Origin of the sequence: Pseudomonas sp. NPDC008258, assembly GCF_042956345.1 — a bacterium.
GTDB lineage: Bacteria > Pseudomonadota > Gammaproteobacteria > Pseudomonadales > Pseudomonadaceae > Aquipseudomonas.
Genome location: NZ_JBIBGE010000008.1, coordinates 16,374 through 29,131 on the forward strand (window position 1 = coordinate 16,374; position 12,758 = coordinate 29,131).

General features: G+C 63.3%; 9 protein-coding genes. 3 read left to right on the forward strand and 6 right to left on the reverse strand.

Translation table 11 applies throughout. The annotated features are described in order from the left end of the window. Positions 1-121 precede the first annotated feature (121 nt). The 3 genes from ACFY9W_RS08340 to ACFY9W_RS08350 all read left to right on the forward strand — a co-directional run bounded on the left by ACFY9W_RS08340 (position 122) and on the right by ACFY9W_RS08350 (position 2,084). Positions 122-1,087, forward strand: coding sequence for an L-carnitine dehydrogenase (locus ACFY9W_RS08340; protein ID WP_391128301.1), 966 nt, complete (start codon positions 122-124; stop codon positions 1,085-1,087). 10 nt (positions 1,088-1,097) lie between these two features. Continuing rightward, positions 1,098-1,571: a thioesterase family protein gene (locus ACFY9W_RS08345; RefSeq protein ID WP_391128304.1), complete on the forward strand. Its 474-nt coding sequence runs from the start codon at positions 1,098-1,100 to the stop codon at positions 1,569-1,571. A 255-nt stretch (positions 1,572-1,826) separates the two neighbouring features. After that, positions 1,827-2,084, forward strand: a complete 258-nt coding sequence (locus ACFY9W_RS08350; protein WP_159412923.1) for a hypothetical protein — start codon at positions 1,827-1,829, stop codon at positions 2,082-2,084. 116 nt (positions 2,085-2,200) lie between these two features. Here ACFY9W_RS08350 and ACFY9W_RS08355 read toward each other — a convergent pair whose 3' ends face one another. From ACFY9W_RS08355 to ACFY9W_RS08380, 6 genes are all read right to left on the reverse strand, one after another. Beyond that, positions 2,201-3,868, reverse strand: coding sequence for an SbmA/BacA-like family transporter (locus ACFY9W_RS08355; protein ID WP_391128307.1), 1,668 nt, complete (start codon positions 3,866-3,868; stop codon positions 2,201-2,203). Continuing rightward, the gene (locus tag ACFY9W_RS08360; RefSeq protein ID WP_391128310.1) at positions 3,865-6,648 is read right to left on the reverse strand and encodes an insulinase family protein; all 2,784 of its coding nucleotides are present in this window, start codon (positions 6,646-6,648) and stop codon (positions 3,865-3,867) included. The genes ACFY9W_RS08355 and ACFY9W_RS08360 overlap by 4 nt, the downstream gene beginning before the upstream one ends. Positions 6,649-6,676: 28 nt before the next feature. After that, on the reverse strand, positions 6,677-9,409 hold the full coding sequence (locus tag ACFY9W_RS08365; protein ID WP_391128313.1) for a secretin and TonB N-terminal domain-containing protein: 2,733 nt from the start codon (positions 9,407-9,409) through the stop codon (positions 6,677-6,679). 373 nt (positions 9,410-9,782) lie between these two features. Continuing rightward, entirely contained in the window at positions 9,783-10,751 is a 969-nt protein-coding gene (locus tag ACFY9W_RS08370; RefSeq protein WP_391128316.1) for a FecR domain-containing protein, read from the reverse strand. 88 nt (positions 10,752-10,839) lie between these two features. Continuing rightward, positions 10,840-11,340 (reverse strand): sigma-70 family RNA polymerase sigma factor, encoded by a 501-nt coding sequence (locus ACFY9W_RS08375; protein ID WP_391128318.1) that lies wholly within the window; start codon positions 11,338-11,340, stop codon positions 10,840-10,842. 182 nt (positions 11,341-11,522) lie between these two features. Continuing rightward, complete coding sequence (locus tag ACFY9W_RS08380) at positions 11,523-12,629, reverse strand: GlxA family transcriptional regulator (RefSeq protein ID WP_264387346.1); 1,107 nt, start codon at positions 12,627-12,629, stop codon at positions 11,523-11,525. Positions 12,630-12,758 lie beyond the last annotated feature (129 nt).

Here is a 12,758-nt window from a genome sequence, read left to right on the forward strand (position 1 = left end):
GCAGGCCCGCGAAGCAGGCGACGCGGTGGATGGCATCGGCTTTGCCGATGTTCGCGGGCACGCCCGCTCCCACAGGGCTTGGCGCTTGCACGAAGAATTCAATTTAGTCTGAGGACTCGATATGCCTTTCATCACCGAGATCAAGACCTTCGCCGCCCTGGGTAGCGGCGTGATCGGCAGCGGCTGGGTTGCCCGCGCCCTGGCCCACGGCCTGGACGTGATCGCCTGGGACCCGGCCCCTGGCGCCGAACAGGCACTGCGCAAGCGTATTGCCAATGCCTGGCCAGCACTGGAGAAACAAGGCCTCGCGCCAGGTGCCTCGCAAGACCGCCTGAAGTTCGTCGCCACCATCGAGGAATGCGTACGCGACGCCGACTTCATCCAGGAAAGCGCGCCAGAGCGGCTGGACCTGAAGCTCGACCTGCACGCGAAAATCAGCGCCGCAGCCAAGCCCGAGGCCATCATCGGCTCCAGCACCTCCGGCCTGCTGCCCAGCGAGTTCTACGAGTCTGCCACGCACCCCGAGCGCTGCGTGGTAGGCCACCCGTTCAACCCGGTGTACCTGCTGCCGCTGGTGGAAATCGTCGGTGGCAACCGTACCGCGCCCGAAGCCATCGAGGCGGCAAAGACCATCTATACCGCCCTTGGCATGCGCCCGCTGCACGTGCGCAAGGAAGTGCCCGGCTTTATCGCCGACCGCCTGCTCGAAGCGCTCTGGCGCGAGGCCTTGCACCTGGTGAACGACGGCGTGGCGACTACCGGTGAAATCGACGACGCGATCCGCTTTGGCGCCGGTTTGCGCTGGTCGTTCATGGGCACCTTCCTCACCTACACCCTGGCCGGTGGCGACGCGGGCATGCGCCACTTCATGTCGCAGTTCGGCCCGGCGCTGAAACTGCCCTGGACCTACCTGCCAGCACCGGAACTGACCGACAAGCTGATCGACGATGTGGTGGACGGCACCTCTGAGCAACTGGGTGACCGTAGCATCGCCGCACTGGAACGCTATCGTGATGACACGCTGCTGGCAGTGCTTGAAGCCGTGAAGGGCAGCAAGGAAAAGCACGGCATGTCGTTCAGCGATTGAGGAGGCCACGATGCCCGCACTGATCACCTACCGCACCCCAGTCCAGGAGGACTGGGTCGACTACAACGGGCATCTGCGCGATGCCTTCTACCTGCTGATTTTCAGCTATGCCACCGATGCGCTGATGGAGCGCATCGGCCTGGATGCCGACAGCCGTGGGCAAAGTGGCAACTCACTGTTCACCCTGGAGGCGCACATCAACTACCTGCATGAAGTAAAGCTGGGCACCGAGGTATGGGTGCAGACGCAGATCATCGGTTTTGATCGCAAGCGTCTGCACGTCTATCACAGCCTGCACCGGGCCGGGTTCGATGAGGCGCTGGCGGCCAGTGAGCAGATGCTGTTGCATGTAGATTTGGCGGGGCCAACGTCGGCGCCGTTCAGCGAAAGCAGCACTGCGTTACTACAGGGACTAGTGGACGAACAGCGTCAGCTTCAAGCGCCCGTTCATGTAGGCCGTGTGATTGGCCTTGCAAAAAAATAACCCCGGAAAGCCGTGAGCATCCGGGGCCAAGAGCGAGCAACATCCACTGTGCATGAACGAGGGTGACCAAACCCTCCGTTGCGGGTAGATGGCCTGAGTGTGCGCACTTCCAGATCAGTCGATTTAGCCGTAAACGACCTGTTCTTAGCCAAAGCAGCCATGTCACCATTCTGTTGTTGCGGGTATGTCGCAGGCGTCACAGAATCGGTCGTAAATCACAGCAGCACTCTCTTAGCGATAAAAGGGACAACAGCCATGATGCATGCGGACTTGATTGACCAGGACGACCTCGCCGGCCACTTGCGCGCACGCGGGTTTGATATTCCGGCCGGAGCCAGTGCCGAGCAGGCTTGCGAAGCGGTGGTGCGGGGGCTGACCGAGCCTAATGCGCGGGCGCTGAAGGGCATGGTCGAGCAGATGTATACCGGTAGCGCGACCATTTTGCCGGCCGTGCGCCAGGCGATCGACAAGCAACTGTTGCCAGCGCTGGCCCAGTTCAGCCGGCGCGCCTGATTTCTCCTGATCCGGCCCCTTCGCGGGCACGCCCGCTCCCACAGTTTTTTCACTGGCCTTGAAGGCAGCGCAGTACCTGTGGGAGCGGGCATGCCCGCGAAGAGGCCGGCACTGGTTTATGCAGGCTCTACCCGTTTCTCCAGCTCGAAGGTCTGATCGAACAAGCCGGCCAGGCCCTCCTGGTGAGTCACCCCCACCACCGTACAGCCCGGCAACTCCCGCCTGAGCATCTCCAGTAACCCCAGCGCACTGCCCAGGTCCAGCTGGCTGGTCGCCTCATCCAGGTACAAGGTATCTGGCCTGTACAGCAACGCCCGCGCCATGCTCAACCGTTGCTGCTCTCCGCCAGAAAGCACACGCTCCCACTCCGCCTGCTTGTCCAGTTGCCCGATCAACCCGCCCAAGCCCACCTTGCCCAGTACATCCACCAGCAACACGTCGTCAACCGGCTGCACCTGTGGATAAGCCAGCAACGCGCGCAGACTCATGTGCGGCATGTAGGGTTTCTGCGGCAACAGCAAACTACGCCCTGGTGGCAGCTGCCAGTTACCCAGGCAGTAGGGCCACAACCCCTGCAAGGTGCGCAGCAAGGTCGACTTGCCCAGACCGCTGCGCCCACCCAGGCGCAACCATTGCCCCTGCCCTACGCGCAGGTCCAGGTCACGCAGCAGCGCACTGCCATCTGGCCGGCAAAGCGTGAGGCCCCGTGTGCACAGGCAATCACCTCGCGCAGCAACCGTGGCCTGCTCACGACTGGCGGCGATGGCCTGCTCGAACTGCTCCAGGCGCTGCAACGCCGCGCTCCAACGCACCAGTTTGTGATAGAGCTTGATGAACCAGCTGAGCGAGCCATGCACTGCGTTGAAGGCACTGCGGATCTGCATCAACCCACCCAGGGTGATGGCCTTGGCCATGAATGCCGGCAACGCGGCAAACACCGGGATGATCAGGCTCAGGCGTTCGTAGGACACCGTGAACAGGCTGAGGTTACGCTCGCGACCCATCAGTTGCCGCCAGTTGTCGGCAATGGCGCGAAACCGCTCAGCCAGGTGTTCACGCTCAACCGCTTCGCCACGGTACAGGGCGATCTGTTCGGCATGGTCGCGCTTGCGCAGCAGGCTGGCGCGAAAATCCGCCTCGCGGTGTTCGCGCTCGTAGTTCAACGCATGCAGCGGCTTACCGATCAGGTGCGTCAGCAAGCTGCCGGCCAAGGTGTAGGCCAGCACGATCCACACGAGGTAGCCATGAATCGTGAAGGTTTCGCCGAACAGGTTGAAGGTTTGCACCCCCGACAAGTTCCACAGGATCACCATGAACGCGCCAACCTGCGCCAGGTTGATCACCAGCGACGCCACCAGCTCGATACTCAGGCCAACCATCAGGTCGATGTCCTGGGCGATGCGCTGGTCGGGGTTGTCCGGCTCGCCGGTCAGCCCCAGGCGGTAGAAGGCCTGGTCGGCCAGCCAGGCGTCGGTCAGGCGCCCGGTCATTGCCCGGCGCCAGCGTAGCTCCAGCCCTTTACGGATGTAGTCCATGGCCACGACGATCAGCACGTAGCTGCCCAGATACAGCGCATACTCGCCGACCAGGCCATACAGGCCGGACGTGTCGAACGCTGCCAGGGTGTCGTAGAAGGTCTTGCTCCAGCTGTTGATCAGCACATTGATCTGCACCACCAGCAGCCCCAGGCCGATCACCGCCGCCAGCATCAGCCAGGCCGGCCACTGCTGGCGGTCGCGCCAGAACGGGCGGCTGAGGCGGTAGAAGGTGCGCAGGGTTTTCACAGTGCCTGCTCCAGTGCCGCCGCCGAGGGCAACAGGCGCAGCTGCACCTGGTTGGCGCGGGGGAACAGCTGAAGGGCCTGCTGCTGCATTTCAGGCAAGGTCAACGCTTCAGGCAGTTGCGCCTGGGTCTGCAGGTAACGCGGGTCGTGCCAGCGGCGGTCACTAAGGATCAGGCGCTTGAACTGGGTTTGCGGGTCGTCGCGGCGCTTGCTCTCCTGGCGCAGGAATTCGGCCCGCTCGCTGACCAGCCACTGGGCATCCGGCTGCAGGTTGGCCAGGGTCTTCTGGGCCATGGCCCACAGCTCGTCGACACGTGCCGGGTCGCAGGTGAAGTTCAGGCTGCTCTCGATGCGCTGGGTGTCGGCGTTCAGTTCACTCTCGAAGCGCAAGCGATACACGCCGGCAGCCTCGCCACGCAGCTGTGCTTTCAGCCGCTGGTTGGCCAGGTCACGCAACACCGCGACCTGTGCTGCCGCTTCAGGACTCCAGGCCTGGGGCTGATAGCTGCTGGCCTGCAACACGACACGTGGTTCCAGTGCGATCGCCAGGTCATCGCGGCGCTGGCCAGGCTGTTGCAGGGCCGTCTGGCTGGCCAGCGGTGTAGCACGCGGGATGGTTGCGAGCAGTTCACTGACCATTTTTTGCAGCGATTGCGGCGCCGCATCCGCCATCAGGTAATAGGTCACCGGCGCACTCGCCAGGCGCTTCCAGTCGGCATTCAGCTGGTCGACAGTCAGTTGTTCAAGGGCGCTGATGTCCGGCGACTGCCAGTGATCGACACCGTACTTGAGCACACGCTGCCGGGTTTCCTGCAGCCCACGTACGTCGTCCGGCCGGCTGCGCAGGCGCAGCAGGAATACATCACGCGTGGTGCTGAACGTATCCTGGTCGATACTGGCCAGCTGGCTTACCCGATAGCTCTGCATTAGCGCCAGCAGTTGTTCCGGCGCTGCGCCAAGGTTGAGCTGCAGGCGCTGGGGCTGCTGGTCGAAACCGAGTGTGGCCTGCTGCTCCTGGCGCCAGGTTGCCAGGGCCTGCCGATCCATCCCGGGCAGGCCGCTGTGCATGGCCAACTGCGCGGCCATTTGCAGGCGCCAGGCCGGGGTGCCGGCAAGGTGATAACCAGCGGATGAATCGGCCTGGAACAGCCACTTGCCTTCCGGACCATTGCGCTTCAGCCAGACCAGCCGATCACCGTTGGCCAGGCGCCAGTGTTCCACCTGTTGCTCCGGGAAGGCCTTGCGCTCGACGATAGATGCCGCTGGCGGCGCAGCCGGCATTTCCAGGCTCGGTACCGAGACGGTTGCCGGTGCCACCTGCACGGGCGCCGGCAGCACTGTTGCGGCCAGCTTCGCCTGACGTGCCTCGACCTGCGCAACGCTTGGCAGGGCCACCGTGGAACTACCCGCCGCACTCACCTGCAATACCCGATCAGGGCTGGCGAGCCAGCGCCACAGACGGTCGTTGAGGTCATCGCGTGTGATGCTGCTTAGCACCTCCAGATAGCGCGCTGCGGTAGCATGCCGGTCAGTGACGGCATTGCCCTGCACAGCGGCATTGTTGAGTTGCTCCACCCATTGCTCGAAGGTTCGCGATGCCTGTTTGGCCAGGGTCTTGTCGCCCAGTGCACGAATATGATCGCGCTCACGTTGAAGGTCCGTTTCGCTAAAACCGTGCTGGCGCAGGCGCTCGGTCTCGGTCAGCAATTGTTGCAGTGCCTGGTCATGGGCCTGGCCCTCGACGCCAGCCGCGATGCCGAGCACAGTGGAGTGCTCACCGATCAGCGTTTTCTGCACCACCAGGCTACGCACCCCGGTATCGAGAGATTGCCGGCGCAGGCTATCGAGCATGGCGGCGAGGGTCATCCGGTCGATCAGCCGCTCGCGCAATGCGGCACGTGTGGTACCGCGGCTGTCCGGTTCATGCAGGCGGAACAGCATCGCCACCTGGTTACTGCCCGATTGCGGGTCTTGCAGGCGGAACACTTTCAGCGTGTGGTCCAGCGGCAGCTCGCGCTGCTCGCGGCCCGGCACTTCGCCAGCCTTGGCCGCACCGAATGCCTTTTCGATCTGGGCGCGCATGGTCGCAGGGTCGAAGTCGCCAACCGCCGACAGCACCATGTTGTTGGGCAGGTACCAGCGGTTCTGGAACGCTTGAAGCGTCTGCAGGCTGGCCGAGCGGATTGCCGCTTCGTTGCCGATGGTGCGGTGCCCAGGGTAGCGTGACCCCACACGTTGGGAGGCCGTACGCTGCTCGTTCATGCGCTGGGCCACACCCAGGCCACCGCGCCATTCTTCAATCACGATCGGCCGCTCACGCTCCAGGTCCTGGGCGTTGTAGTCGCGGGCGAAGGCCAGGTCGCTCAGGGCCTGCAACGCCTGCGGTGCCTGGCGCACGCCGGCCGGTGGGCCGATCAGGTACTGGGTGCGCTCGTAGTTGGTCACGGCATTGAAGTGACGGCCCTGCACCCAGCCGAACCCGGCCATGCGTTCGCGCAGCTTCTGCTGGCCGCCAGCGCGGCTGTGAAACGCCAGGTGCTCGACCATGTGCGCCACGCCGACCTGGTCGTCGGCTTCGTCCACCGAGCCGGCTTTTACCGTCAGGCGCAGGTCGAGCCGGCCAGGCTGCGAAGTGTCGCGCACCAGCCGGTAGGCCAGGCCGTTGGCCAGTTGGCCGTGCACAACCTGGGCATCCCAGGGTAGCGGCGCGTCGGCCTCGGGCAACGTGGCGCAGGCGCCGAGCAACAGCGGGCCGAGCAGGCCCGCGATGAGCTTTTTCATCAAGGTATCCACGGTTTTTTATAAGGTGTTAGAAGCGGTAGCCAACTTCCAGCCAGTACTGGCGGCCGACTTCGTAGCTGACCACGCTGGTCGAGGTGCGGCTGGCGATCTTGTTGACCTGGTCGGTGACGTTGGTGATATCGACGTTGACGAAGAACGCCTGGTCCTTGCCGGTAGGGATGTCCCAGGCCAGGCGCATGTCCCAGGTGGGTGCGCCGGGGGTGGCGACGGTTTCGTAGCGGCTGTAGGTCTTGCCGTCGACTTCGGCGTCCGGGCTGACCTTGACCACCTGGTCGTAGGGACCGCGGTAGCGGAAGAAGTTGCTCACCGACAGGTGCCACTGGGGAATATCGGTAATAGTCACCAGGCGTGCGGTCCAGGGGCGGTTGAAGTCGCTGGCCGGCAGTTCCTCGTAAGGCACCAGCTTGCCGTCGTAGTACACCGGCTCGTTATCCATCTCCTCGCGATCCACCCCCGCTTCGTATGTGGAGCCGTGGGCGCCCTTGCTCTGCGACCAGTCCAGCGCCAGCTGCACGCTGGTGCGGGTGCCACGGAACTGCAACGGTTGCAGCGGTGTGACTGTCAGGCTGATGTTCTCGGTCTCGCTGGTTCCGGCGTTGAGGTAGACGAAGTAGTTCTTGCTGTAGCCGGCCGGGATCTCCGCTTCATCCAGGCTGTAGTAGGGCTGCGTACGGTAGATCTGGTCATGACCCTTGCGATTGATGTACTTGAGTTGAAAGTCGGTGTTAAACCACTGCTGGTTGATACCGAGCATCAGCTCATCATCGTAGGGAATGTCCATGCTGCGGAACTGGCTCGCGTTCTGGTTGCGGCTGGCCAGTGTCCAGTCGTCGGCCTGCTGGACGCGGGTATAACGGGCGGTAAGGCTGTCGCGGCCGTCGGCCAGCCGGTACTTGAACAGGTTGCGCCCGTAATAGCGGTTGGCGCCGAACACCAGCACCGTGCTGCGGTCGCCGAAAAAGTCGTAGTCACCCGCCAGGCGGGGGGCAAGGGACTTCTTCTCCATATAGTCGTCACCCTCGAAGCGCAGCCCCGGGCGAAGGGTAAGCCTTTCGTAACCGATCTCGTCCTGCACGAACAGGGCGTACTTCTTCTGGTCCAGCTGCAAACGGCCGGCGCCGTAGACCATCATCGCCGAGGCGTACTGGCGATTGTCACCACTAAGCTGGGTACCGATGGAACACGCTCGGTCGCTGCCGCAAGATGCGCCGTTGTCGCGCTTGAAGGTGGTATAGGCCACCGCATCGTCTTCCCGCTCCCACGTGGCGCGCTGGTAGCCGAGCTCAAGCCCGGTGCTCAAGCTGTGCTGGGTCGGCCCGACAGCAAAGGTCTGCCAGTCGGCCTTGAGCTTGTAGTCGAGGCCACGCTGGGTTTGCTGCAAGCTGCCGTAGCCGCCTTGCTGGCTACGCGCGGTGGCACGGTCCGGGTTGCCCCAGTCCTTGCTGGTGGACCAGTACCAGTTGTAGTACTCGTCGCTGTCGGAATCACGCGAGGCATACAGGTCCGTCAACGCCAGTTGCTGGGTCCAGCGGGCGCTGTCGCCTTCGTAGACGGTCTTGAACGAGGCCTGCCAGCCGCCGTTGATGTTGGTGAAACCCGAGTCGCGGCTGTCCTCGCGGAAGTAGGTGTTTTCCTGGGGGGCGTAGACGATCGAGGTGTCCAGGGTCAGGCGGTCGTTGATGTTCCAGTAGGTCTTGAGCAGAAAGTTGTCGAGGGCACGGGTCTGCTCCTGCTCGTTGTCGTTGTTGGGGCTGTTGTAGCCGTTTTTGTAGGTGCGCAGCGGCAGGTAGGAGCGCTTCTGGGAAAAGTTCAGCAGCGCGCCGAAGTCTTCGTTGAAATGGCCCTCGAGGGTGCCGCGTACGGTGGTCTTCTTGAACTCCGGCTGGCTTTGTTCACTGGAGGAATTCTCGAAGCTTTCCTTGTCTTCGCCGCTGATGTGGTAGCGGGTCCATTCGGAACGGCTCATGGCATAGGAAATCTTGCCATGCAGATCCTGGGTTGGCCGCCGGGTGATGGCATCGACCACACCGCCATTGAAGCCGCCGTACTCCACCGGCACGTTGCTGTCATAAACCTTGATCTCTTCCAGCAGGTCGGCATCCAGGGCGATACCGTGGGAGCGGCTGGGCGTGGAATCGAACTGGCGGGTATCGTTGTAGGTGTGCGAACCGGGGTCAAGGTCGTTGTTGATCGAAATGCCATCGATCATGAAGTTGTTCTGGTAGAACTTGGCGCCGTTGATGCTGATGTCGGCGGGGTCGATCTCGCCCGGGGTGCTGGAGCTTTTCTGGTCGCTGCTGAACTGCACGTTAGGGTGCATCTGCAGGATCGTGGTGATGTCGCCGTTGGCCCCAGGGAAGGCTTGAATGGCCTTGCGGTCGATGACCGTGGCGCCCATGTAACTGTTCTCCTCGGTATCACCGAGGATCATCGTGTTGTGCAGTTCGATTGCGCCAGCGTCGGCCTGCAGCAGGCGGAACATCAGCGCGCCGTACTCGTAGTCCCAGGTGATGCCGGTGCCCAGCAGCAGTTGCGCCAGTGCCGCCTCGCTGCTGAGCTGACCGCTGATGGCGGTGGATTGCAGGCCATCGAGCAGGTCGGGGTCGACGCTGACCTGCAAGCCGCTTTGCTGGCCGAAGTTGATCAGGGCAATGGCCAGCTTTTGTGCCGGAATGTCGAAAACGTGGACCTGTGCCAGTTCGGCGTTTGGCTTGGCAACCTCTTCGGCCTGTGTCGGCATCGTCACCCAGGCACTGCAAAGGCCGAGCACACTTGCCCCTGCCACATTTTTCAGGCGCAACGACCAACCCCGCGCACTACGCGGCTTCCGGCTTGTTGTTTGAGTCATCCCACATCCCCGCCCCGGACACTCGCCGGGCAGCAAAATTGAATACGAATCGCTATCAGTTGTTGCGCGCGGGGGAGAAGACGGGGCAGTGCGGGGAATTTTCAGAAATTTCTGAAATTATTTTTGGGGTCGGGATCTGGGGGCTGCTGCGCAGCCCATCGCCGGCAAGCCAGCTCCCACACCGAGCGCATTGACCTCAAGCCCTGTGCAGTACCTGTGGGAGCCTGGCTTGCCGGCGATGGGCCGCACCGCGGCCCCGGGGATTTCAAGGTTTATCGAGGACCAACAGCCAGGGCCCATAGCTGCGCACCTGGCCACCATGGGGCCGGACAACTGCGCGTAACGCAGCCTCGGGCTTGCGCAGGTCGTACACCCCGGTCACTCGCTTGGTACCCAGGGAATCGTCGCGCAGCATTACCTTGCCGGGTACGTACCCTGCCAGCGCCTGCACCACCTCGGCCACCGTCTGGTCATCGGCAATCAACTGCCCTTGCCGCCAAGCCGCCGCTTGCGATGGCACAAAGGCACGCAGCTGCACCAGGCCATCGGCATACCGCAGGCGCTGCCCAGCCGTCAGTGCATTGGCCAGCACCTGCGCATCGGCAGTGTCCTCGACCCGTACCGATCCATGCTGCACATCCACCCCTACCCTGCCTGGGCGCAATTCGACGTTGAACGCGGTGCCGGTGACCGTGACCTTCACGTCATCGGCACGCACATGGAACGGCTTGGCCTTGTCGGGCATCACCTCGAAAAACGCCTGGCCAGCCAGCAGCTTCACATCCCGATGATCACCGCTGTAGTCCACGGCAATGGCGGTATCGCTGTCCATTTGCACCACGCTGCCATCGGCCAGGGTGATGTCACGGGTTTCGCCCTGGGCGGTGCGGTAGTCGGCCTGCAAACGCAGGCTCAAGGACGGCGCGACGGCCACCAGCAAGCAAGCTGCAACGGCCGCACCCAGCCACCAACGCCGGCTGGATTGGCGCTTGATCGGCAACGGCAGCGGCAGCACTTCGGCCTTGGGCCAGAGTTCGATGGTGGTCGGCGCCAACTGGCCGGTAAGTTGCCAGACACGCTCGGCCTTTTGGTAAGCCTGGAAATTGGCCGCGTCGCTGGCGCACCATTGCTCGAACGCCCCCCGCAGCTGAGGATCATCAGGCGACTGCTGCAGGCGCAGGAGCCAGTCCAGGGCCTGCTCGCGGCGGCTGGAGGTGGGGGCTGCTGACGTCATGTCGGGCAAGTCTCCTGAGGGCTGAAGGGCGCGCAGGGTCGCACAGAGTTACCCCGTTCGGCAAAAGACGCACCAGCCTGGTGTTTTTTCACAGGTCATCCTCCAGGCATGCCATGCAGTGGCTCAAGGCATCGCGCACCAGCTGGTGCACCAGGCTGACGGAGACATTCAGGTGGCAGGCTACTTCCTGCAGGGTATGGCCGCCCAGGCGATGCATCTCGAATGCTACGCGGGTGCGTTGCGGCAGTGCCTCAAGGGCGCGGCTGATGGCAGCCAGCTCGTTCTGCTGGGTAACGACCTGCTCGGGGGATGCGCTGGCCGAGGGCAGCTCGACGAGTATCTCGTCACCACCGGGTTGGACTTTCTCGGTGGCGGTCCGGCGAGTGTGATCGAGCGCCAGATTGCGCACGATGCGATACAGGTAGCTGGCCGGGTGGCGGATGTCGGCATCGCCCTGCTGGCGGCTGAAGCGCAACCAGGCTTCTTGCACCACATCCTCGGCGCGGGCGCGGCAGCCGACGATCGGCGCGGCATAGTCGAGCAATGCCGCCCGGTGGGCCAGGTAGATCTGGAGTTTGTCGTCCGCCACGGGGGGGTATGCCAGAGTGTTTCGGGGGCGGCGATGTTACCCGCACTCGAGAATCATTATCAACATCTGGATTTATGTTGGCCTTTTCGCGGGCGCGCCCGCTCCCACAGGGACGGCACAAATCTCGAGGATTGCACCTTACCTGTGGGAGCGGGCGTGCCCGCGAAGCAGGCGACGCGTTATCAGAGCCTTACACTGGCAAACGTCGACTCGTTGCGGGCCTGGCTCAGGGCCGCCATCGGTCCGCTGTGCGGCGACAGGGTCATGGCCTGCGGGATCGGCATCATTGCCACCTGCTGCGCAGTATTGGAACCCACGCGCTCATCACGCGGCGGAATGCCGAAGTACTCGCGGTAGCACTTGGAGAAGTGCGGCGTGGACACAAAGCCGCACACCGAAGCCACTTCGATGATCGACATCGGCGTTTGCTTGAGCAACTGCCGCGCACGGATCAGGCGCAGCTTCAGGTAGTAGCGCGATGGCGAGCAGTGCAGGTACTTCTGGAACAGCCGCTCAAGCTGGCGACGCGACACCGACACGTACACCGCCAGTTCGTCCAGGTCGATCGGCTCTTCGAGGTTAGCCTCCATCAGCGCCACAATTTCCTGAAGCTTCGGCTGGTTGGTGCCGAGCATGTGCTTGAGCGGTACGCGCTGGTGATCCTGCTCGTTGCGGATGCGCTCGTAGACGAACATCTCGGAAATCGCCGCCGACAGTTCACGGCCGTGGTCGCGGCTGATCAGGTGCAGCATCATGTCCAGCGGCGCGGTGCCGCCGGAGCTTGTGAAGCGGTTGCGGTCGAGGGTGAACAGGCGGGTGCTCATGTTCACCCGTGGGAAGGCCTCCTGCATCGCGGCCAGGCATTCCCAGTGCACGCTGCAATCAAAACCATCCAGCAGGCCGGCACAGGCCAGCGCCCAGCTGCCGGTACACACGGCACCCAACCGGCGCGACTGCCGGGCCTGCGATTGCAGCCAGGTAACGTGCTCACGGGTGACCGAACGCTGAATGCCAACACCCCCGCAGACAATCACGGTATCAATGGGTGGTGCGTTGTTGATGGCGGCGTCCGGGGTGATCTGCAAACCATCGCTGGCCCACACCTGGCCGCCATCGACGGTCAGCGTGTGCCAGCGGTACAGCTCGCGGCCGGACAGCTGGTTGGCCATGCGCAGCGGCTCGACGGCCGATGCCAGGGAAATCAGGGTGAAATTGTCCAATAGAAGAAACCCGATGGACTGGGGTGCTGTGCGGTTCTGGGTTGGGTTCCCGGAGGTGTACGACGTCATCGCGATTTCTCCTCACACAAATGCAGGGTGTGCCTCAGGCGGGCACTGATTTCTTGTTATGGCCCCGGTTTCGTGTGCTGGGGCTCGGTTGCCAATCTCAACGCAAACGCCGTGCCTGAAATTGAACGG